This window comes from Plantactinospora sp. A48 (assembly GCF_055793945.1).
Genome location: NZ_JBTIXF010000001.1, coordinates 93545 through 114592, shown reverse-complemented (window position 1 = coordinate 114592; position 21048 = coordinate 93545). Strand labels below are relative to the sequence as shown.

21 protein-coding genes are annotated in these 21048 nt (G+C 72.3%); 20 read left to right on the top strand and 1 reads right to left on the bottom strand.

Annotation, left to right across the window (positions count from 1 at the left end; all coding sequences use genetic code 11):
* The first annotated feature begins 2 nt into the window (after positions 1–2).
* The 12 genes from ACXN5W_RS00545 to ACXN5W_RS00490 all read left to right on the top strand — a co-directional run bounded on the left by ACXN5W_RS00545 (position 3) and on the right by ACXN5W_RS00490 (position 11436).
* Positions 3–956: an ABC transporter ATP-binding protein gene (locus tag ACXN5W_RS00545; RefSeq protein ID WP_473156087.1), complete on the top strand. Its 954-nt coding sequence runs from the start codon at positions 3–5 to the stop codon at positions 954–956.
* Positions 953–1792: an ABC transporter permease gene (locus tag ACXN5W_RS00540; RefSeq protein WP_473156086.1), complete on the top strand. Its 840-nt coding sequence runs from the start codon at positions 953–955 to the stop codon at positions 1790–1792. The genes ACXN5W_RS00545 and ACXN5W_RS00540 overlap by 4 nt, the downstream gene beginning before the upstream one ends.
* A gap of 9 nt (positions 1793–1801) precedes the next feature.
* Entirely contained in the window at positions 1802–3535 is a 1734-nt protein-coding gene (locus tag ACXN5W_RS00535) for a glycosyltransferase family 2 protein (RefSeq protein WP_473156085.1), read from the top strand.
* Positions 3523–4818 (top strand): glycosyltransferase, encoded by a 1296-nt coding sequence (locus ACXN5W_RS00530; RefSeq protein WP_473156084.1) that lies wholly within the window; start codon positions 3523–3525, stop codon positions 4816–4818. Before ACXN5W_RS00535 ends, ACXN5W_RS00530 begins: the two co-directional genes overlap by 13 nt.
* A complete protein-coding gene (locus ACXN5W_RS00525) occupies positions 4815–5084 on the top strand; it encodes an MbtH family NRPS accessory protein (RefSeq protein WP_473156083.1) in 270 nt (89 codons plus the stop codon). Before ACXN5W_RS00530 ends, ACXN5W_RS00525 begins: the two co-directional genes overlap by 4 nt.
* The gene (locus ACXN5W_RS00520) at positions 5081–5551 is read left to right on the top strand and encodes a DUF4345 domain-containing protein (RefSeq protein ID WP_473156082.1); all 471 of its coding nucleotides are present in this window, start codon (positions 5081–5083) and stop codon (positions 5549–5551) included. Before ACXN5W_RS00525 ends, ACXN5W_RS00520 begins: the two co-directional genes overlap by 4 nt.
* Positions 5508–5744 carry a hypothetical protein gene (locus tag ACXN5W_RS00515; RefSeq protein WP_473156081.1) on the top strand — a complete coding sequence of 79 codons (237 nt, stop codon included), beginning with the start codon at positions 5508–5510 and terminating at the stop codon, positions 5742–5744. The genes ACXN5W_RS00520 and ACXN5W_RS00515 overlap by 44 nt, the downstream gene beginning before the upstream one ends.
* 28 nt (positions 5745–5772) lie before the next feature.
* Positions 5773–6438, top strand: a complete 666-nt coding sequence (locus tag ACXN5W_RS00510) for a rhomboid family intramembrane serine protease (RefSeq protein ID WP_473156080.1) — start codon at positions 5773–5775, stop codon at positions 6436–6438.
* A gap of 218 nt (positions 6439–6656) precedes the next feature.
* Complete coding sequence (locus ACXN5W_RS00505) at positions 6657–7439, top strand: polysaccharide deacetylase family protein (protein ID WP_473156079.1); 783 nt, start codon at positions 6657–6659, stop codon at positions 7437–7439.
* Positions 7440–7704: 265 nt separating this feature from the next.
* The gene (gene thrS / locus ACXN5W_RS00500; protein WP_473156294.1) at positions 7705–9741 is read left to right on the top strand and encodes a threonine--tRNA ligase; all 2037 of its coding nucleotides are present in this window, start codon (positions 7705–7707) and stop codon (positions 9739–9741) included.
* A gap of 104 nt (positions 9742–9845) precedes the next feature.
* Positions 9846–10874 carry a pectinesterase family protein gene (locus tag ACXN5W_RS00495; RefSeq protein WP_473156078.1) on the top strand — a complete coding sequence of 343 codons (1029 nt, stop codon included), beginning with the start codon at positions 9846–9848 and terminating at the stop codon, positions 10872–10874.
* A gap of 46 nt (positions 10875–10920) precedes the next feature.
* Positions 10921–11436, top strand: a complete 516-nt coding sequence (locus ACXN5W_RS00490; protein ID WP_473156293.1) for an HIT family protein — start codon at positions 10921–10923, stop codon at positions 11434–11436.
* 56 nt (positions 11437–11492) lie between these two features.
* On the opposite strand, the gene ACXN5W_RS00485 is transcribed toward ACXN5W_RS00490, so the two are convergent.
* The gene (locus tag ACXN5W_RS00485; protein ID WP_473156077.1) at positions 11493–13661 is read right to left on the bottom strand and encodes an elongation factor G-like protein EF-G2; all 2169 of its coding nucleotides are present in this window, start codon (positions 13659–13661) and stop codon (positions 11493–11495) included.
* 241 nt (positions 13662–13902) lie between these two features.
* Between ACXN5W_RS00485 and pgsA the strand changes: the two genes are divergently transcribed.
* The 8 genes from pgsA (at position 13903) to ACXN5W_RS00445 (ending at position 20957) form a co-directional block, all read left to right on the top strand.
* Positions 13903–14532 (top strand): phosphatidylinositol phosphate synthase, encoded by a 630-nt coding sequence (pgsA, locus tag ACXN5W_RS00480; protein ID WP_473156076.1) that lies wholly within the window; start codon positions 13903–13905, stop codon positions 14530–14532.
* Entirely contained in the window at positions 14529–15473 is a 945-nt protein-coding gene (locus ACXN5W_RS00475) for a phosphatidylinositol mannoside acyltransferase (RefSeq protein WP_473156075.1), read from the top strand. The genes pgsA and ACXN5W_RS00475 overlap by 4 nt, the downstream gene beginning before the upstream one ends.
* A gap of 18 nt (positions 15474–15491) precedes the next feature.
* Positions 15492–16652, top strand: a complete 1161-nt coding sequence (locus tag ACXN5W_RS00470) for a glycosyltransferase family 4 protein (protein ID WP_473156074.1) — start codon at positions 15492–15494, stop codon at positions 16650–16652.
* A 90-nt stretch (positions 16653–16742) separates the two neighbouring features.
* Positions 16743–17237, top strand: coding sequence for a hypothetical protein (locus ACXN5W_RS00465; RefSeq protein ID WP_473156073.1), 495 nt, complete (start codon positions 16743–16745; stop codon positions 17235–17237).
* Positions 17238–17445: 208 nt separating this feature from the next.
* Complete coding sequence (gene pdxS, locus ACXN5W_RS00460) at positions 17446–18357, top strand: pyridoxal 5'-phosphate synthase lyase subunit PdxS (protein WP_473156072.1); 912 nt, start codon at positions 17446–17448, stop codon at positions 18355–18357.
* A gap of 123 nt (positions 18358–18480) precedes the next feature.
* Positions 18481–19107, top strand: coding sequence for a pyridoxal 5'-phosphate synthase glutaminase subunit PdxT (gene pdxT, locus ACXN5W_RS00455; RefSeq protein WP_473156071.1), 627 nt, complete (start codon positions 18481–18483; stop codon positions 19105–19107).
* Between the two features lie 155 nt (positions 19108–19262).
* Positions 19263–20012, top strand: coding sequence for a YebC/PmpR family DNA-binding transcriptional regulator (locus ACXN5W_RS00450; protein ID WP_473156070.1), 750 nt, complete (start codon positions 19263–19265; stop codon positions 20010–20012).
* A gap of 384 nt (positions 20013–20396) precedes the next feature.
* Positions 20397–20957, top strand: coding sequence for a GNAT family N-acetyltransferase (locus tag ACXN5W_RS00445; protein WP_473156069.1), 561 nt, complete (start codon positions 20397–20399; stop codon positions 20955–20957).
* Positions 20958–21048: the final 91 nt, after the last annotated feature.

Here is a 21048-nt window from a genome sequence, read left to right as displayed (position 1 = left end):
GGATGACGCGAGCCGCGATCACCACGACCGGTCTACGCAAGGAGTACCAGTACGGGCCGCACACGATCAAGGCCGTGGACGGCATCGATCTGTCGGTTGCCGAGGGCGAGTTCTTCGGCCTGCTCGGGCCGAACGGCGCCGGCAAGTCCACCACGATCGGGATGTTGACCACCCGGATCCGGCCGACCGGCGGTACCGCCACGGTGGCCGGGATCGACGTGCTGGCCCGCCCGGTCGAGGTCCGCCGCCGGGTGGCGGTGGTGACCCAGCGCAACACCATGGATCGGCAGATATCGGTGCTGGAGAACCTCGAGTTCCGCGGCCGGTACTTCGGGATGGGCCGCCGGGAGGCCCGGCGGCGCGCGCTGGAACTGCTGGAGGAGTTCGGCATCGCCGACAAGGCTTCGGCGTCGCTCGACGAGGTTTCCGGCGGGCAGGCCCGGCGGGCGATGATCTGTCGCGCCGTCATGCACCGGCCGGAGGTGCTGGTCCTGGACGAGCCGTCGGCCGGGGTGGACCCGCAGACCCGGCTGCACCTGTGGGACCTGCTGCGGCGACTGCACGCCGAGGGTCAGACCGTGCTGCTGACCACACACCATCTCGACGAGGCGGAGTCGCTGTGCCAGCGGATCGCCATCGTCGACCACGGCCGGGTGGTGGCGGCGGGCGGCATCGACGAGATCAAGAACGCGGCGGGCGCCGAGTCGGTGACCACCGTGGTGTTCACCGGTGACGCGACGCCGGCGGCGGAGACCGCGAGCAAGATCGACAATGTCACCCGGGTCGAGGTCGAGGGACACCGGATGCGGGTCCACGCCACCCAGACCGCCGGGCTGGTCGGCGAGCTGGCCGCGGCCGGCGCCGACCAGGGACTGTCCATCCAGGACGTCGCAACGCTGCGGCCCAGCCTGGAGACCGCCTTCCTCAACCTCACCGGACGGGAGTACCGGCAATGACCCTGATCGCGCTTCCGCACGCGGGACTGAGCACCCGGCGGATCGGACTGCACACCTTCGGCGCCCTGCTGGCCCGGGACCTGCGTGTGCTGCGCGGGCAGTTCGGCTCGCTGCTGGTCCGGGCCGTCATGCAGCCGCTGGCCTTCACCTTCGTCTTCACGTACGTGATGCCGAAGATCGGGTTGGCCGGCGCGCCCGGCGTGGACGGGCGGGCCTTCAGCACGATCCTCGTGCCGGGTCTGGTCGCCATCACCATCGCCATCCAGGGGATCATGGCGGTGACCATGCCGTTGCTGCTGGAGTTCTCGTACAACAGGGAGATCGAGGACCGGGCCATGGCGCCGCTGCCGGTGTGGGCCCTCGGCGTACAGAAGATCGTCTCGGGCGCCCTCCAGGCGTTCCTCGCGGGGGTGCTGGTCTTCCCGATCGTCCTGCTGGTCCACGCCCGGGGGCAGGCGCCGTACGTCCACGTCTACCAGTGGCCGCTGTTCGTGACCGTGGTGCTGCTGTCCTGCCTGCTGGGCGGCGCCACCGGGTTGCTGCTGGGCACCCTGGTCGACATCAAACGCGCCCAGCAGTTCTTCGCGGTGGTGGTGACCCCGCTGACGATGCTGGGCTGCGTCTACTACCCCTGGTCGACCCTGCACCGGCTGCCGTGGTTGCAGTTCGCCGTCCTGCTCAACCCGGTGGTCTACATGAGCGAGGGTCTGCGGGCCACCCTCACCCCGCAGCTTCCGCACCTGCCGGTCTGGGCGTTCCTGCTGGCGCTGGCCGGCGGCACGGTCGGAATCGGTGTGCTGGCGGTCCGCGCCTTCGTCTCCCGCGTGGTCGGGTAGGGGCCGGAGATGACGGTCAGCGTGGTCATCCCCACGATGCTCCGCAGCCCGCTGGTGGATCGCTGTGTCGCGGCGGCCCTGGCCGCGGCGACGCGGTGCGGACCGGAGGCCGAGGTGATCCTGGTGGTCAACGGCGCCGGCACCACCCCGGTGCCGGTGGCGGACGCCCCCGGACTGCGGGTCCTCCGATCGGACGCCACCTGCGTGTCGGCCGCCCGAAACGACGGGGTGGCGGTGGCACGCCACGACACCATCCTGTTCGTCGACGACGACCTCGTGGTACCTCCGGACTGGTGCCGGCGGATGGCCGCGGCGCTGCACGCGGGCCCGGGCGTGGCGGCCGTCGCCGCTCCGGTCCGGACCGTGGCACTGGGTCCGGTGACGGCGTTCCTGGACCACGAACGGGCCTTCGACGCCCGGCCGTTGACCGCGGACCGGGCGGCCACCGTGGTGACCGCGAACGCGGGTTACCGGCGGGACCTGTTCGCCGGACCGCCCTTCGACACGGTCCGCTATCCGGTCCTCGCCGAGGACACCGACCTCGGGCTGCGGATCAGGGAGGCCGGTGGGGCCATCGCCTGGCTCACCGACGGCGAACCCCCGGTTCACGAGGTCGCCGAGGAACTCGCGTCGCTGCTGCGCCGCGCGATGATGCAGGGCGGCGGCACCGTGCAGGTCTACCTGCAACGCCAGTCCCTGGATTTCTACCTGCCGGCACCGGTGCAGGCGTACGGCGGGTTGGCCGCCGGCACCGCGCGGGGCTGGCGGCGGTACGCGGAGGTGGCCGACCCGGCGGCGCGGACCGTGTTCGCGACCCTGGGTCTGCTGCGGCATGCGGCGATGCTGATCGGATACCTCGACGAACTCGGCCGGAGATCCGGAACCCGCCTGGTGGAACTGGACAGGCCAGCCCTGATCCGCGAGCTGACCGCCCTGTTCACCGACTTCACCGACCGGGTCGCAGTGGCCGCCGAGACCTGGCGGAACGTGCCGGTCCGGTTCACCCCGGTCGCCGGAGTCGGTGTCGACCCGGCTGGCCCGCTACCCGACCCTTCCGCCGATCCGGCCGGTCCTTCCGCCGGTCCGGCCGGTGGGCCGCCGTTGGCCGCGATCGCCCGGGTCCTGAGCCGGTGCGCGCCCATCGTGCCCGGCGCGCGGCTGCCGGCCGGGGCCGGCGGCGACGACCTGGCCTGGTTGGCCCGGCGCGAGCGGCTGACCTCGGCCCTGGCGGCGCGACTCCGCGCCGTCACCGGCCCGGCCGGTCGTACCGGTCGCACCGATTCGACCGGCCGGGGCGGGCGTATCGATCCGGCCCGTCGGAGCGGGCAGGTCGAGCCGGTCGACCGTGCCGGAACAGCGGATCCGGCGGGCGAGTCGAACGACCGGCCCAGCGTGTCGGCGAGCACGAACGCCGCCGACCGGGATGGCGGCGGGCTGTCGCTGGCCCAACTGGAGGCCGCCGGCCGGGCCGTCGGGCTCGCGGTGGGTGAGGCGTGCATGGCCTGGGAGACCGGGCTCGGCCGAACCTCTCGCCGGTGGCCCGGGGCGGCCGGGACCGGAACCGTCCGGGTGCCCCGCCGATGGCCCGGGACGTCCGCTCCGGAGCAACCCGCTCCGGCCCGGTCCGCTCCGGCCCGGTCCGGTACGGCCCGCTCCGGTCCGGAGCAAGCCGCTCCGGCCCGGTCCGGTACGGCCGTGCTGGTGCCGGACGCCGCCGCGGGGGAGCCGCCGTGCGGATCCTGATCTCCACCATCGACGCGGCGTCACATCTGCGGATCCTCGCCCCGATCGCGTACGCCGCGCGGGCTCGTGGGGACGAGGTGCTGGTGGCCGCGCCCGCCGGACTCGGACCGGAGGTCGCCGCGCACGGCCTGCCCTTCGCGCCCGTCGGCGTGGACTGGACCACCGATCCGGTCACCGCCGAGGCGATCGGCCGGCAGTTGGCGTTCGGGGCGCACCGGGACTACACGGCGACCCTGGTCGAGCGGGTGTTCCTGGGCGAGCCGGCGCTGGCGGCGGCGGCGGACCTGGAGCGGCTGGTCGGGAACTGGCGGCCCGATGTGCTGCTGCGGGTCGCCGAGGAGTTCGGCGGGTACCTGGCGGCCGAACGGGCCGGCCTGCCGCACGCGGCGGTCGCCTCCGGCTGCACCCACCTGCTCGCCGCCGCCGCGATCCGCGCGCCGCTGCGGCAGCTCCGCAGCCGGTACGGGCTGCCCGACCAGGCTGCCCCCGATCCGTACCCGTACCTGCTGGCCGCCTTCACCCCGGCCGGCTACGACGGTTACCCGACGCCCGGCACGCTGCGCCGGTACCGGCAGACCCAGCCGGGTCGGGTGGGTGAACGGCTGCCCGACTGGGTGGCCGAGCTGCCCGCGCACCGACCGCTGGCCGTCGCGGCCTTCGGCTCGGTGGTGCCGGGCCTGGACTGGAAGATGCGCCCGCTGGCGACCACCACGCTGGCCGCGCTGGCCGATCTCGACTGCGTGGCCGTGCTGGCCGCCGGCGACACCGCGCCAGCGCTCGACACCGGGCCGGCCGGGGTCCGGGTGGTTGACCGGATCGCCCAGCCGCTGCTGCTGGAGGCGGCGGACCTGTTCGTCACGCACGCCGGTTTCGGCAGCGTCCGGGAAGGGCTCCGGGCCGGTACGCCGATGGTGGCGGTGCCGGTGATCGGTGACGAGCCGTACCACGCCGAACGGCTGGCCCGGCTCGGTGTGGCGAAGACGCTCCCGGCTGTGGGGTTGCGACCGGACCGGCTCCGGGCCGCCTGCGCGGAGGTGCTGACGGAACCGTCGTACCGGGAATCCGCTCGTGCCGTGCAACGGCGGATGCTGGCGCTGCCGCCGGTCGAGGACCTGGTCGCGGACCTGACGGCGTTGGCGTCCCCCGACCCGGCGGTGTCGGTCTCGGCCGGCCCGGTGTCGGTCCCGGCCGGCCCGGTGGCGTCGTCCGGGTCGCAACCAGCGGGCTCGCAGCCGGCCGGGCCGGCAGCGACGCCGGTGACGGTCTCCGGAGGTACGGCATGATCCTGATCGATCAGTTCGACGACCCGACGGGAACGTTCCGGGTCGTCCTCGACGCCGAGGGCCACGCCTCGGTGCGGTCCGACTACCTGCCCCTGCCGCCCGGCTGGCGGGCGGTGTACCGACCGGACGACTTCCAGGGGTGTTCCGACTACCTGGACCGATACCTCGCCCGCCGCCCGACCGGGCCGGTTCGGGTGGCCGACGCCGTGCCCGGGGTCGAGCCCGTGGGCGCGGCGGAGCACAGCCGAGAGGAAGGCAGTCGATGAGCAAACGGATCCTGCAGGCGGTCGTCCTGGTGTTCGGGGTGCTGCCGATCGTGACCGGGCTGCTGGCCGTCACCGGCGGTCCCGCCGGGATGCTGGTCGCGCAACGGACGAACGCCACCGTGGACAGCGAGGTGCGGTTCATGGCGGTCTACTGGCTGGCGTACGGGGTGTTCCTGCTCTGTCTCGTACCCCGGATCGCCAGCGCTGGCGGAGCGTTCCGAGCCGCCCTGGCGGTGATGTTCGCCAGCGGACTTGCCCGGCTGTTGTCCACTCTGGAGGTGGGTCGTCCGCATCCGGTACTGTTCGCGGCGACCTTCGTCGAACTACTGCTGCCACCGGTGCTGTGGTGGTGGCAGGCGGTCGTTGCCTCGGCCACGACGCATCCTCGTGTCTCGGTCGAGCGGGTGAACGGAGGATCGGAAGATGGAGTTCAACATGCGGATCAGCGGCACCCCGCGACTCGGTAGTCTCCTCGGTCGGGTGACCGGGGGCCACCTGCGGGACATCAACCGCGAGGCCAACCGGATCATCGAACGCTCGGCCGGGCGGAGTGTCGACGAGATCACCGACGAGGTGCTGGCGATGATGCGTTCGCGGGGCCTGGACCGGGTGGATCCGGCCGAGGTCCGGCGGGCGGTGGCCGAGGCGGTCGAGAGCTGACCCGGCCGGGTGGCGCGGAGGGGAACCGATGGACAGGGACACGTTGATCGGCCTCGGCTGTGCCGCCGTGCTGATGACCGCCGGCATCCAGGTGCTGGTCCGGCTGGCGCCGAGCCCGCTGGGCCGGGCCCGGGGTGGGATTCCGGGCGCGCTCGCCTCCGAGTGGCGCCGGCCGCGACCGTTCACCCTGCTGGTGTTCGCGGTCACCGCGGCGTTCGCCGGGTGGCAGGCGGCCCGGCCGGACCTGCTGGACCGGCTGGCCCGGCACGCGGACACGCTGTCCAGCGGTCGCTGGTGGCAGTTCGGCACCGAACTGCTGGTCCAGGATCCGCTGTGGCAGGCGCCGATCAACCTGCTGGTGCTGCTGCTGGTCGGTCCGACCGTGGAGCGGCTGTTCGGGGTGGCCCGGTGGCTGCTGCTGTATCTCGCCGGGGCAGCCGCCGGGGAGGTCGCCGCTCATTCCTGGCAGCCGGACGGCGCCGGTAACTCGATCGCCGTGCTCGGCCTGCTCGGTGGCCTGTTCGGCTACGTGCTGCGTCGGTGTCCGGGGCGGCAGGTGGCAGTCCGGCTCCTCGCCGCGCTGGGTCTGGTCGCCGGCGCCGTGCTCACGCTGACCCGGGACATCCACGGGCCCGCCCTGGTCGCCGGGACCGTCGTGGGACTGCTCGTCGCGCCCCGCCGACCGAAGGACTGACGGGGGGCCGATCGGGGGCCGGTGGTGGGCCGATCGGCCTGCTGGCCGGCGGTTTCTGCTCGGTCGGCGTCGATCTCCGTGTGATCTCGGTCGCCGGTCGCGCTGCGGAGACCGGTAGGGGACAGCCGAATTTGGCAACGGACGTTACTGTCACGACCAAATCGAGGCGCTTGCTGGTGTCACGCGGGGGTGTGGGCATGGGCGTCACAAGGCGACAGATGGTGACCGGGTCCTTGCTGGCGGCCGGTGGCGCGTTCGCCGGTGCGCTGTTGACCGCGCCGCGCTGGCCGTTCGGGCCGGACCGGCTGCCCATCAGCGGCGGGTACGCGCCGGCCGGCGTGGCCCGGGTCTGGTCGTCCCGCGGGGAGGTGCCGGTCCGGTGGCACGTCTCCACCGAGCAACGGTTGGTGGCCCTCACCTTCGACGACGGCCCGGGACCCCGATGGACCCCGATGGTGCTGGACGCCCTGGACCGGGTCGACGCCCCGGCCACCTTCTTCATGGTGGGCGAGCGGCTCACCCGGTACGCCGATCTGGTCCGGGGCCGGCTGGGTCGGCATGAGGTCGGCAACCACACCTGGGCGCACCGGGACCTCGCCGAGTTGGACGAGGCGGGCGTGCGGGACCAGTTGGCGCGGGCGGACGAGGCGATCCGGCGGCTGCTCGGCCGGACCCCGACGCTGCTCCGCCCGCCGTGGGGACACCTGGGCGGCAGCACGCTGACCGTGGCCGACGAGTTCGGCTACGACGTGGTGATGTGGTCGCAGCAGATGCGCGAGGAGCTGTTCCGGCATGATCCGCCGGCGCAGGCCGCCGACATCGTCGACAACGCCCGGCCCGGTTCGATCGTGCTCGCCCACGACGTGGGCCCGGACACCCGGCTGGTGGCGTTGCGCCAGCTGGGTGCCGTGGTGAACGGTCTGCGGGCCCGGGGGTTCGAGCTGGTCACCGTCTCGGACCTGCTGGCCGCGGCCACCCCGCCGCCCACGCATCGGCTCTGAGACGGGCCCGCCGCACCCTCCGAACCCTCGTGGCCCCGGGTTGATCACGGGCGTCGCTGCCGGATTTTCCCGGAATCTCGCGACGGAGCCCATGATCAAGCAGGGTGGGGGAGTGGGCGGGGGACGGGCACGCGTGCCGGAGGGGGCGACTAGCATCGCAGTGCGGTCCGGTATACCCGGTCCGCCCATCAACCGGGCGCCGCGCGTCCGACCCGACGATCGAGGAGTTCCCGTGTCCGCAGCGCAGTCCACCGCCGCCCCGCCGATGGAGCCCATCGCCGTGCCGGCCGGGACGACGGCCGCCGCGGCCGTGGCCGCCGCGGGCCTGCCGACCAGCGGCCCCAAAGCCGTCGTCGTGGTACGCGAGAACACCGGCGCCGCCGCGGGCCAACTGCGTGACCTGGACTGGACGCCCGAGGTGGACACCGTCGTCGAGCCGGTGCCGGTCGACTCGCCCGACGGGTTGAACGTGCTGCGCCACTCGACCGCGCACGTCCTCGCCCAGGCCGTGCAGGACGTCTTCCCCGAGGCCCGGCTCGGCATCGGCCCGCCCATCGAGAACGGCTTCTACTACGACTTCGCGGTCGACAAGCCCTTCCAGCCGGAGGATCTGGACCGGCTGGAGAAGCGGATGCAGGAGATCGTCAAGTCGGGCCAGCGGTTCCGGCGGCGTCGCTTCGGCAGCCTCGCCGAGGCCCGGGCCGAGCTGGCCGCCGAGCCGTTCAAGCTCGAACTCGTCGACCTCAAGGGCGAGGGGGAGCAGGGCGGCGTCAAGAGCGAGGGGCTGGACTCCACCGAGGTGATGGAGGTGGGCGGCGGCGAGCTGACCATCTACGACAACCTCGCCGCGAACGAGGACAAGGTCTGCTGGTCCGACCTGTGCCGTGGTCCGCACCTGCCCAACACCCGGCTGATCGGGGCGTTCAAGCTGATGCGCTCGGCCGCCGCGTACTGGCGGGGTTCGGAGAAGAACCCGCAGTTGCAGCGGGTCTACGGCACGGCCTGGCCGACCCGGGACGCGCTGAAGGCGTACCTGAAGCTTCTTGAGGAGGCCGCGCGGCGCGACCACCGCAAGCTCGGCACGGACCTGGACCTGTTCAGCTTCCCCGACGAGATCGGCTCGGGTCTGCCGGTGTTCCACCCGAAGGGTGGGGTGATCAAGCGGGAGATGGAGGACTACGTCCGGGCCCGCCACCTGGCGGAGGGTTTCCAGTACGTCGGCACCCCGCACATCTCCAAGGAGGGGCTGTTCCACACCTCGGGCCACCTGCCGTACTACGCCGACGGGATGTTCCCGCCCATGGAGTTCGAGGGCGCGGACTACTACCTCAAGGCGATGAACTGCCCGATGCACAACCTGATCTACAAGTCGCGCGGCCGGTCCTACCGGGAGTTGCCGATGCGGTTGTTCGAGTTCGGGTCGGTGTACCGGTACGAGAAGTCCGGCGTGGTCCACGGGCTGACCCGGGTGCGCGGCTTCACCCAGGACGACTCGCACTCCTACTGCACCCGGGAGCAGGCGCCGGACGAGGTCAAGCACCTGCTGGGCTTCGTGCTCGGCCTGCTGCGGGACTTCGGCATCGACGACTTCTACCTGGAGCTGTCGACGCGGGACGACTCCAAAGCGGACAAGTTCGTCGGCTCCGAAGCCGACTGGGCGACGGCGACCGCGGTGCTTGAGCAGTGTGCCCGGGAGACCGGTCTCGACCTCGTCCCGGATCCGGGCGGCGCGGCCTACTACGGGCCGAAGATCTCGGTGCAGGCCCGGGACGCGATCGGCCGTACCTGGCAGATGTCGACCATCCAGTACGACTTCAACCAGCCCCGGGGTTTTCAGCTGGAGTACCAGGCCGCCGACGGGACCCGGCAGCAGCCCGTCATGATCCACTGTGCGAAGTTCGGGTCGATCGAGCGTTTCGTCGGGGTGCTCACCGAGCACTACGCGGGGGCGTTCCCGGCGTGGCTGTCCCCGGTGCAGGTGATCGGCATCCCGATCCGCGAGGAGCACACCGGGCACCTGGCCGAGTTCGTCCGGCTGCTGCGTGTCGAGGGCGTCCGCGCCGAGGTGGACACCTCGGACGACCGGATGCAGAAGAAGATCCGGACCGCCCAGCAGCAGAAGATCCCGTTCATGGCCATCGCCGGTGACGCCGACGTGGCCGCCGGGGCGGTGTCGTTCCGCTACCGCGACGGTTCGCAGCGCAACGGCGTGCCGCTGGCCGAGGCGGTCGCCCACGTGCTGGAGATCGTCCGGTCGCGCACCAACTCCGGCCCGTCGGCGGAGCCCGTCCCGGTGAGCTGAGCGAGCCTCGACGGTCCCGTCGTCCCATTGACCGTCATCGCTTGAGGGCGTAGCGTTTCCGCAGTCGGCGCAGAAAGCGCTTTCTCTCATTTCGGGGAGCGGACATGCGACGCAGGACGTTTCTCACGGCGGCGGCGGTCGTACTGGGCAGCCCGGCCATCGCCGCTCCGGGCCGGGGCCTCACGGTGGCCGCCGACGGCTCCGGCGACGTGACCGGGATCCAGGCCGCCGTCGACGCGGTCCCCCCGGGCAACACCGAGCCGTTCACCATCCGGATCAGACCCGGGGTGTACACCGGCCAGGTGATCATCCCGGCCGACAAGCCGTACATCGCGTTCCACGGCCAGGGCCGGCAGCCCGGTGACGTGGTCATCACCGACGACCGGGCCAACGGCACGCCGAAGCCCGACGGTGGCACCTGGGGGACCTCCGGCAGCGCCTCGGTGACCATCTCCGGCGCCGACTTCACCGCCCGCAACCTCAGCTTCGCGAACTCGTTCGACGAGGCGGCGCATCCCGAGATCACCAACCGGCAGGCGGTCGCCGTCCTCACCCGGGCCGACCGGTTGGTCTTCGACAACGTCCGCTTCCTGGGCAACCAGGACACGCTCTACGTGAACAGCCCCGACGTCGCCACGGTGAGCCGGAGCTACTTCCGGCGGTGTTACGTGGAGGGCGACGTCGACTTCATCTTCGGCCGGGGGACCGCCGTGTTCGACAGGTGCGAGATCCGGTCGCTGTCCCGGGGCTCGGCCACCAACAACGGGTACGTCACGGCGGCCAGCACCGACCGGGCCAACCCGTACGGCTTCCTGCTCTGGCGGTGCCGGTTGACCGGCGACGTCGAGCCGGGCACCGTCTCCCTCGGCCGACCCTGGCATCCGAGCAACGACCCGAACGCCATCGCCCAGACGGTGGTCCGGGAGTCCGTGCTCGGCGCCCACATCGCCGCCGCCCCGTGGAGCGACTTCGGCACCTGGCCCTGGCGGGAGGCCCGGTACGCCGAACACCGCAACCGTGGTCCGGGCGCCGGGACCGGCCCGGACCGGCCGCAACTGAGCGAGGAGCAGGCGAGCGCGCTGACCCCGCGCGACTACCTGGCCGGTACGGATGGCTGGCATCCGATCCGCTGATCGTATTATCGCCGGTGTGACTGGGCAGCGGGACGCGCACACGGACCTGGCCGACGGTCTGGAGCGGTTGTGGACACCGCACCGGATGACCTACATCTCCGGGCAGGACTCCCCGGAGGGGGGCTACGAGAAGCCGGCGGGGTGCCCGTTCTGCCAGGCGCCGGGCAAGAGCGGTGACGACAGCCTGGTGGTCACCCGGGGCGAGTCGGTGTACGCCGTGCTCAACCTCTATCCGTACAACCCGGGTCACCTGCTGATCTGCCCGTACCGGCACGTGGCGGACTACACCGAGCTGACCGCCGAGGAGACCGCCGAGCTGGCGTCGTTCACCCAGCGGGCCATGCGGGTGATCCGGAAGGTCAGCGGGGCGCACGGGTTCAACATCGGGATGAACCAGGGCGGGGTGGCCGGCGCGGGCATCGCCGCCCACCTGCACCAGCACGTCGTGCCCCGCTGGGGCGGAGACGCCAACTTCATGCCGGTGATCGGCCGCACGAAGGTGCTGCCGCAGCTGCTGGTCGACACCCGCGACCTGATCGCCACCGCCTGGACTCAGGGGTAAGGAAGGGCCCCCTGTTATCGCATCTTGTATAGGAAGGGCCCCCTCCTAACCGCTACTCAGTGGCCGGTACGGGCGGCGTGCTCCTTACGGACCTGCTCGGCCAGGTGTTGCGGCATCGGATCATGCCGCGCGAACGACCGGCGGAAGGTGCCGGCGCCGGAGGTCATCGAGCGCAGCTCCACGGCGTACCGGATCAGCTCGGTGGCCGGCACCTCGGCGCGGATGAGCGTCCGGTCCGCCGCCTCCGGGTCCGCCTCGGTGCCGAGCACCCGGCCGCGCCGGCCGGACATGTCGCTCATCACCGCACCCACGAACTGCTCGGGCACCTGGATCAGCACCTCGTCCACCGGTTCCAGGAGGGCGACCTGGCCCCGTTCGGCGGCCTCGCGCAGGGCAAGGGCGCCGGCGGTCTGGAACGCCGCGTCGGACGAGTCGACGCTGTGCGCCTTGCCGTCCACCAGCGTCACCCGCAGGTCGACCATCGGGTAGCCGGCCACGATGCCCCGCTCCAGTTGGGCCCGCACGCCCTTCTCCACCGACGGGATGTAGTTGTGCGGCACCGCGCCGCCGACCACCCGCTCGGCGAACTCGAAGCCGCTGCCCCGGGGCAACGGTTCCACCTCGATGTCGCACACGGCGTACTGGCCGTGGCCGCCGGACTGCTTCACGTGCCGCCCGTGGCCCTTGGCGGCCACCGCGAACGTCTCGCGCAGCGCCACCCGGACCGGCTCGGTCTCCAGGTCGACGCCGCCGCTGCGCAGCCGGTCGAGCACCACGTCGGCGTGCGCCTCGCCCATGCACCAGAGCACCAGCTGGTGGGTCTCGGGATTGCGGTCCAGCCGCAGGGTCGGGTCGCCGGCCACCAGTCGGGCCAGGTTCTTCGCCAGCGCGTCCTCGTCGGCCCGGCTGCGGGCGACGATGGCCACCGGCAGCAGCGGCTCGGGCATCTCCCAGGGCTCGACCAGCAGCGGGTCGTCCTTGGCCGAGATGGTGTCACCGGTCTCCGCGGTGCCCGACTTGGTGATCGCGCACAGGTCGCCCGCGACGCACTCCGGCACCTCCCGCAGCGCGGCGCCGAGCGGACTGTAGAGGTGCCCGATCCGCTCGTCGGCATCGTGGTCCGGATGGCCCCGCTCGGCCATTCCGTGCCCGGCGACGTGCGCCGTCAGGTCGGGTCGCAGCGTCCCGGAGAAGACCCGGACCAGCGACACCCGCCCCACGTGCCGGTCGATGGTGGTCTTGACCACCTCGGCGACCACCGGTCCGGCCGGGTCGCAGGTCAACGGCGGACGGGGTGAGCCGTCCACGCCGGTGACCACCGGCAGGTCGTGCTCCAGCGGCGACGGGAACGCGGCGGTCAGCAGTTCCAGCAGGGCGTCGACGCCGACGCCGGTCTCGGCGCACACCGGCACCACCGGATAGAAGTGCCCGCGGGCCACCGCCTTCTCCAGGTCGGCGATCAGCACCTCCGTCTCGATCTCCTCGCCGCCGAGGTAGCGGTCCAGCAGCGTCTCGTCCTCGCTCTCGGCGATGACGCCCTCGATCAGCTCGTTGCGGGACTCGGTGATCGCCGGCAGGTGTTCCGGGTCGGGTTCGCGGATCTGGGCCGGCAGGCCGGCCGAGTAGTCGAAGATCCGGCGGGTGATCAGCCCGAGCAGTCCCGCCACCGAGACGCCGTCGTCGGCCAGCATCGGCAGGTACAGCGGCAGCACGTTGTCCCCGAAGACCCGCTGGCAGAGCGCCACGGTCTCGTCGAAGTCGGCCCGCTGGTGGTCCAGCCGGGCCACCGCGACCGCGCGGGGCATGCCGACGGCGGCACACTCCGCCCACAGCGCACCGGTGGCGGCGTCCATGCCATCCACCGCGGAGACCACGAACAGCGCCGCGTCGGCGGCGCGCAGCCCGGCGCGCAACTCCCCGACGAAGTCCGCGTACCCGGGCGTGTCCAGCAGGTTGACCTTGACCCCGTTGTGCAGGACCGGGGCGCAGGCCAGCGTCACCGACCGCTGCTGCCGGACGGCCGCCGGATCGTAGTCGCAGGTCGTGGTGCCGTCGGCGACGGTTCCGGCGCGGCTGATCGTGCCGGTGGCCGTGAGCAGCGCCTCCACCAGGGTCGTCTTCCCGGCGCCGGAGTGCCCGACCAGCACCACGTTGCGAACCCTGTCGGGTCCGGTCACCACCGGCACCGTGCCGGTGACACCTTTCTCCTGATTCTTCTGCGCCATGGGCGCACCTCCCTCGCGTGGGTGGCGACCGCCGCGCTGCGGGAGCGGCCCGGGCGATACGGGCGACATCCTCGCCCCGGCCCGTTGCGCGCCGTTCACCCGAAGTGTGTTGTGGTGAGGTAGCTCACGTTCCCTGGCTCGATCCCACACCCGTAATCGGCCCGACACAACCCTGTACGCCCAACTCGGCGGCCCCGGGCGTACCCGCCGGCAGGTGGCGACCGTTATCGTGGGACCCGCCATGGCAAAGATCTTCCAAGTCTCCGTACGCGGGGTGCTGGCCCACGTCGTCGAGCCGGTCGCCCGCACCCTCCTGCGCGCCGGCGTCTCACCCAACGCGGTGACCGTGACCGGCACCCTCGGCTGCCTGGTGGGAGCGTTGGGCTTCGGCGCCCGCGGCCACCTCGTCGCCGGGGCGCTGATCGTCACGCTCTTCGCCCTCACCGACATGCTCGACGGGACGATGGCCCGGATGCGGGGTGGGTCGTCCCGGTTCGGCGCATTCCTCGATTCGAGCATGGACCGGGTCGCCGACGGCGCGGTCTTCGGCGCGGTCACCTATCTGCTGGCCACCCGGGGTAACCACGCCGGGGTCGCGGCGGCGCTGTGCTGCCTGGTCCTCGGTCAGCTCGTCTCCTACGTCAAGGCCCGGGCCGAGGGGCTCGGGATGACCTGCAACGTGGGCATCGCCGAACGCACCGAGCGGTTGATCATCGTGGGGATCGGTGGCCTGTTCACCGGGCTCGGGGTGAGCTGGGCCCTGCCCACCGCGCTGTGGCTGCTGGCCGCCCTGTCCCTGGTGACGGTCGGCCAGCGGATCGCGCACGTCCACCGGCAGGCACAGCGGGCCGACCTGGGCGCGGGCGCGTGAGTCTGGTCGACCTCGGCTACGCCGCCGGATGGCGACTGGTCCGGATGCTGCCCCGGCGGGTCGCCGCCGCGGCCTTCACCGCGGGTGCCGACCGGGCGTACCGCGGCGGCGGTCGCGGAGTCCGCCGGCTGGCCGACAACCTTCGCCACGTCGTGGGCCCGGAGCTGCCGGCGGCCGAGCTGGATGACCTGGTACGGCGGGGACTGCGGTCGTACGCGCGGTACTACCTGGAGGCGTTCCGGCTGCCGACGCTGGACCGGGCGACGGTCCGGACGTGGTTCCGGCTGGACGGCGAGGAGGAGCTGGCCGCGGCGGTGGCCGCCGGCCGGGGGGTGGTGATCGCGCTGCCGCACGCGGGCAACTGGGACGCCGCCGGTGCCTGGGTGACCGCGATGGGGTGGCCGCTGAGCACCGTGGCCGAACGGCTGAAACCGGAGAGCCTCTACCGCCGGTTCCTGGAGTTCCGCGAGAGCCTGGGCATGGAGATCGTCCCGCTGACGGGGGGTCAACCGCCGTTGGGCATCCTGGCCGACCGGTTGGGCAAGGGACACGTCGTACCGCTGCTGGCCGACCGGGACCTGTCGAAGCGTGGCGTGCCGGTGACCTTCTTCGGTCAGCGCACCCGGATGCCGGCCGGGCCGGCGCTGCTCGCCCTGCGCACCGGCGCCCCGCTCTACACGGCGGACCTGTGGTTCGAGGCCGCGGGGCCACGGGCCCGGCTGGTCGGTCCGGTCGAGCTGCCCGCGCCGGAGACGGGCACCCTGTCCGAGCGGGTGGCCGTGGTGACCCAGCGGATCGCCGACCAGCTCGCCGCCGGAATCGCCCGGCATCCCGAGGACTGGCACATGTTGCAGCGGATGTGGCTGGACGAACCGACCGGCCCGACCGGCCCGGCCGATCCGGTTGATCCGGCTGATCTGGCCGCCTCTGGTCCGGCCTGACGCACGGGAAGGGGCGGAGTGCGGATCGGCATCGTGTGCCCGTACTCGTTCGACGTGCCGGGCGGCGTGCAGAACCACGTGACCGACCTGGCGGAGGCGCTGATCGGGCTCGGTCACGAGGTGAGCGTGCTCGCTCCCGCGGACGAGGACTCCGCGCTGCCGCCGTACGTGGTGGCGGCCGGCCGGGCCGTCCCGCTGCCCTACAACGGGTCGGTGGCGCGGATCGCGTTCGGGCCGGTCTCCACCGCCCGGGTCCGGCGCTGGCTGTCCCGGGGCGACTTCGACGTCCTGCACGTACACGAACCGCTGACGCTGAGCATCTCGCTGCTCGCGGTGCTGTCGGCCCGCGGCCCGGTGGTGGCCACCTTCCACACCGCGATGACCCGGTCCCGCGCGTTGGCCGCCGCGCAGGGCATCCTGCAACTGGTCCTGGAGAAGATCACCGCGCGGATCGCGGTGAGCGCGCTGGCCCGGCGGGTGCAGGTCGAGCATCTGGACGGCGGTGCGGTGGAGATCCCCAACGGGGTCGCGGTGGCGAAGTTCGCCCACGCCGAGCCGCTGCCCGGCTGGCCCGGACCGACCGGACCGGGCACCGGCGGGACGGTGGGCTTCCTCGGCCGGTTCACCGAGCCGCGCAAGGGCTTCCCGGTGCTGCGGGACGCCTTCGTCACGCTCGCCCGGACCCGGCCGGGACTGCGGCTGCTGGTCGCGGGCCCCGGCGAGGTCGCCGAGCTGTACGCGGGCGTACCGGCCGACCTGCGTGACCGGATCACCCACCTGGGCCTGGTCAGCGAGCCGGACAAGGCCCGGATGCTGCGTAGCGTCGATCTCTACGTGGCCCCGAACACCGGCGGCGAGTCGTTCGGGATGATCCTCACCGAGGCGATGGCCGCCGGTACGGCGGTGGTGGCGAGCGACCTCGACGCGTTCCGCCGGGTCCTCGACGGCGGCCGGGCCGGCCGGCTCTTCCCGACCGGCGACGCGGCGGCGTTGAAAACCGCGCTGGCCGTCCTGCTCGAGGACGCCACCGAGCGCCGGCGGCTGGTCGCCTGCGCCACGGAGGTGGTGTCCCGGTACGACTGGCCGGTCGTGGCCCGCCGGGTGCTGGAGGTGTACGAGACCGCGATCGAGGCGACCGACGGTCGGGTCGTCGACGAGGACTGGCTCGGACCACGCTGATCGGAGCCGGCCGGGCGGACCACGCTGATCGGAGCCGGCTGGGCGGTGGCGCGGGCGTCGCCCTGCGGCGGCGACACTACGATGCCGGGCATGTGGTGGGTGGTGGGCGTGGTGGCGGCGCTCGGGCTCGTGGCGGCGTACCTCGGTTGGACGTCGGCGCGGGTCGAGCGACTGCACGCCCGGGCGGCCTCGGCGGCCCGGGCGCTGGACGCGCACCTGCTGCGCCGGGCGGCGGCGGCCGCGGTGCTCGCCGAGGACCGGTACGCGACCGAGCTGTACGCGGCGGCGCGGATCGCGCTGGACGCCGAGCCGGACGAGCGGGAGGCCGCCGAGAACGACCTCACCCGGCAACTCCGGGCGACCGCGCTCCGGCCGGACGATCCGGCGGCGCTGGCCGTGGTGGCCGCGAGCCGGCGGTTGGCGCTGGTTCGCCAGGTTCACACCGATCTGGTGAGAGATGCGCTGTTAGCGCGAAACAGGTGGATTGTCCGGTTGTTTCGGATGAACCGCCGGCACGACCGGCCGAGCTACTTCGACATCGACGATCCCACCCTGGTGGCCCAGCCGGACATCTCGGTCGGCTAGCGCCCGGCGGTCCCCGAGTGGCCCGGGGTCCCGAGTGGCCCGGCGTCCCGAGTGGCCCGGCGTCCCGCGCGTCGGTGGCGGCGGGTTATCCACGCCACACGGCAGGCCACCGTGGGCTCGATTGGTCGTCGGCGGCTGTTGGATCCGGACGTAAACTCGGGTCCCAGCAGCCTGAGACAGCCCACCGCCCAGTTTGAGTGAGGACACCGTGTCGGACACCACCCAGCCCGCCGCCACTCCCGTCGTCGGCACCGCCCGCGTCAAGCGCGGGATGGCCGAGATGCTCAAGGGTGGCGTGATCATGGACGTCGTCACGCCCGACCAGGCGAAGATCGCCGAGGACGCCGGCGCGGTCGCGGTGATGGCGCTGGAACGGGTCCCCGCCGACATCCGCGCCCAGGGCGGCGTGTCCCGGATGAGCGACCCCGACATGATCGACGGCATCATCAACGCCGTCTCGATCCCGGTGATGGCCAAGGCCCGGATCGGCCACTTCGTGGAGGCGCAGATCCTCCAGTCGCTCGGTGTCGACTACGTCGACGAGTCCGAGGTGCTCACCCCGGCCGACTACGCCAACCACATCGACAAGTGGGCGTTCACCGTCCCCTTCGTGTGCGGGGCGACCAACCTCGGCGAGGCGCTGCGGCGGATCACCGAGGGCGCCGCGATGATCCGGTCGAAGGGTGAGGCCGGCACGGGCGACGTCTCCAACGCCACCACCCACATGCGGAAGATCGGCGGCGAGATCCGCCGGCTCACCTCGCTGTCCCCGGACGAGCTGTACGTCGCGGCCAAGGAGTTGCAGGCGCCGTACGAGCTGGTCAAGGAGGTCGCCCAGGCCGGCAAGCTGCCGGTGGTGCTGTTCACCGCGGGCGGCATCGCCACCCCGGCCGACGCGGCGATGATGATGCAGCTCGGCGCCGAGGGCGTGTTCGTCGGCTCGGGCATCTTCAAGTCCGGCAACCCGGCGCAGCGCGCCGCCGCGATCGTCAAGGCGACCACCTTCCACGACGACCCGGACATGCTCGCCAAGGTCTCCCGGGGCCTGGGTGAGGCGATGGTCGGGATCAACGTCGAGGAGGTCCCGCAGCCGCACCGGCTGGCCGAACGCGGCTGGTGAGTCGAAAGGAAGGGCCCCCTCTTATCGCTTTCGGTATAGGAGGGGCCCCCGTTTAACGCGCCCCGTCCACAAACGCGCGCCAAACGCGCGCCCGGTCAACGTGTCCGGAAGGGAACCTCGGGAATGAGTCAGCCGGTCATCGGCGTCCTCGCGCTGCAGGGCGACGTCCGGGAACACCTGCGGGCGTTGGTCGAGTCCGGGGCGCGGGCCGTTCCGGTCCGCCGTCCGGCCGAGCTGGACGACGTGGACGCGCTCGTCATCCCCGGCGGGGAGTCCACCACGATCAGCAAGCTGGCCGAGATCTTCGAACTGCTGGAGCCGATCCGCAAGCGCCTCGGCGAGGGAATGCCGGCGTACGGGTCGTGCGCCGGCATGATCATGCTGGCCACCGAGGTGCTCGACGGACGGCCCGACCAGCGGAGCTTCGCCGGCATCGACATGACGGTCCGGCGCAACGCCTTCGGGCGCCAGGTGGACTCGTTCGAGGTTCCGGTCCGGATCGAGGGGATGTCGGGTCCCGACTTCCACGCCGTCTTCATCCGGGCGCCGTGGGTGGAACGGGTCGCCGACGAGGTACGGGTGCTCGGCCGGGTCACCGAGGGCCCGGCCGCCGGGCGGATCGTGGCGGTCCGGCAGGGCAACCTGATGGCCACCTCGTTCCACCCGGAGCTGACCGGTGACCACCGGGTTCACGCGTACTTCGTCGATCTCGTCCGCGGGGCGAAGTCGGACATCGCGCCCCGCCCCTGACGCCCGCCGGTCGGGCCTCGGTAGGATTGACGGCGGTTCGGCAGGGCCTTCTGCCCGCCACGGCTGTCCACCCCGTGTCAGACGGGGTCTCCGCGTGGAGTTGGCGGGTCGTGCGGGGCGGTCGAGGCAGACGGCGGGAACAACGGAGGTAGCAGATGTCCGGCCACTCCAAGTGGGCGACCACCAAGCACAAGAAGGCGGTCATCGACGCCAAGCGCGGCAAGATGTTCGCCAAGCTGATCAAGAACGTCGAGGTGGCGGCCCGGACCGGTGGTGGTGACCCGGCCGGCAACCCGACGCTGTACGACGCCATCCAGAAGGCCAAGAAGAACTCGGTCCCCAACGACAACATCGACCGCGCCGTCAAGCGCGGCTCCGGGTTGGAGGCCGGCGGCGCCGACTGGCAGACCATCTTGTACGAGGGGTACGGGCCGAACGGCGTGGCGCTGCTCATCGAGTGCCTCACCGACAACCGCAACCGGGCGGCCACCGAGGTACGCACCGCGCTGACCCGCAACGGTGGCTCGCTGGCCGACGCCGGCTCGGTGTCGTACATGTTCTCCCGCAAGGGCGTGGTGATCGTTCCGAAGAACGGGCTGAGCGAGGACGACGTGCTGATGGCCGTCCTGGACGCCGGCGCCGAGGAGGTCAACGACCTGGACGAGGCGTACGAGGTGGTGAGCGAGCCGGGCGACCTGCTCGCCGTGCGGTCTGCGCTGCAGGACGCGGACATCGAGTACGAGTCGGCCGAGTCGTCGCTGATCCCCAGCGTGAACGTGCCGCTGGACGAGGACGGCGCCCGCCGGATCTTCAAGCTGATCGACGTGCTGGAGGACTGCGACGACGTGCAGAACGTCTACGCGAACTTCGACGTGTCCGACGAGATCATGGCCGCCGTCGGCTGACCCGACGGACTCGATGACGCCCGGCCGGCCCGGTTGATCCGTCGTACCTCCGGGTCGGTCCGTCGCGTCTGCGGCCAGTCCACGTCGCGCCAACGGGGCCGGAACCGGAGATGTCGTTACCGACCGTAATCTCGGCTGTTGGTACCCGTCCTTCACCGTCCATGCCTGTGAGTCATAGATATGGCTGACAGGCACGGACGTCATGCGGGAGCTGAGTCTCGGCGAGGCAACCTGCCGGAATGGTAGGGACCAGGCCGGTCCGGCGGCCTGCCGCGATGGTGGGACCAGGTCGGTCCGGCGGCCTGCCGCGATGGTGGGATCCGGTCGATCCGGGTGCCTCGGCCGTACCGAACGGCTGTCGGAGCGACGGCGTACCCTGCCGGGGTGCTCACCCCCGACTACCCTATCCGGACCGCGCGGCTGGACCTGCGTCCCTTCGTCGCCACCGATCTGGCGGCGCTGCACGCCTACCGGTCCCGGCCCGAGGTGGTGCGCTACCTCTATGAGGAGCCGGAGGACGAGGCGGCGAGCCGGGCCAGCCTGAAGCGTCGGCGGCAGCGTACGGCGTTGCGGGTCGGTGGTGACTCACTCAACCTGGCGGTGGTGGTCCGGGAGACCGGTCGGCTGGTCGGGGACGTGCAGCTCGCCTGGATCAGCGCCGAACACCGGCAGGGTGAGATCGGGTACGTCTTCCACCCGGACGCCGCCGGCCGGGGATACGCCACCGAGGCCGGTGCGGCCCTGCTGCGGATCGGATTCGACGGGCTGGGCCTGCACCGGATCATGGGACGGCTGGATGCCCGCAACACCGCCTCGGCCCGGGTGCTCGAACGGCTGGGCATGCGGCGCGAGGCGCACCTGCGGGAGAACGAGTTCGTCAAGGGGGAGTGGACCGACGAAGTCATCTACGGCCTGCTCGCCAGCGAATGGCGGGCCGCCGCCTGAGGCCCGCCGCCCGCCGGGACCCTCTGTCCGCCGGGGCCCTCCGCCCGTCGGGACCCGCCGCCCGCCGGAACCCTCCGTCCGGCGGCAGATT

Bases quoted from the DNA above. Each gene is read 5' to 3' on its own strand.
- ACXN5W_RS00465 (WP_473156073.1), top strand. From the start codon at position 16,743: ATGTGGTGGGTGGTGGGCGTGGTGGCGGCGCTCGGGCTCGTGGCGGCG.
- ACXN5W_RS00450 (WP_473156070.1), top strand. From the start codon at position 19,263: ATGTCCGGCCACTCCAAGTGGGCGACCACCAAGCACAAGAAGGCGGTC.
- ACXN5W_RS00545 (WP_473156087.1), top strand. From the start codon at position 3: ATGACGCGAGCCGCGATCACCACGACCGGTCTACGCAAGGAGTACCAG.
- ACXN5W_RS00525 (WP_473156083.1), top strand. From the start codon at position 4,815: ATGATCCTGATCGATCAGTTCGACGACCCGACGGGAACGTTCCGGGTC.
- ACXN5W_RS00540 (WP_473156086.1), top strand. From the start codon at position 953: ATGACCCTGATCGCGCTTCCGCACGCGGGACTGAGCACCCGGCGGATC.
- ACXN5W_RS00515 (WP_473156081.1), top strand. From the start codon at position 5,508: ATGGAGTTCAACATGCGGATCAGCGGCACCCCGCGACTCGGTAGTCTC.
- ACXN5W_RS00510 (WP_473156080.1), top strand. From the start codon at position 5,773: ATGGACAGGGACACGTTGATCGGCCTCGGCTGTGCCGCCGTGCTGATG.
- thrS (WP_473156294.1), top strand. From the start codon at position 7,705: ATGGAGCCCATCGCCGTGCCGGCCGGGACGACGGCCGCCGCGGCCGTG.
- pdxT (WP_473156071.1), top strand. From the start codon at position 18,481: ATGAGTCAGCCGGTCATCGGCGTCCTCGCGCTGCAGGGCGACGTCCGG.
- ACXN5W_RS00535 (WP_473156085.1), top strand. From the start codon at position 1,802: ATGACGGTCAGCGTGGTCATCCCCACGATGCTCCGCAGCCCGCTGGTG.
- pgsA (WP_473156076.1), top strand. From the start codon at position 13,903: ATGGCAAAGATCTTCCAAGTCTCCGTACGCGGGGTGCTGGCCCACGTC.
- ACXN5W_RS00485 (WP_473156077.1), bottom strand. From the start codon at position 13,661: ATGGCGCAGAAGAATCAGGAGAAAGGTGTCACCGGCACGGTGCCGGTG.
- ACXN5W_RS00520 (WP_473156082.1), top strand. From the start codon at position 5,081: ATGAGCAAACGGATCCTGCAGGCGGTCGTCCTGGTGTTCGGGGTGCTG.
- ACXN5W_RS00505 (WP_473156079.1), top strand. From the start codon at position 6,657: ATGGTGACCGGGTCCTTGCTGGCGGCCGGTGGCGCGTTCGCCGGTGCG.
- ACXN5W_RS00495 (WP_473156078.1), top strand. From the start codon at position 9,846: ATGCGACGCAGGACGTTTCTCACGGCGGCGGCGGTCGTACTGGGCAGC.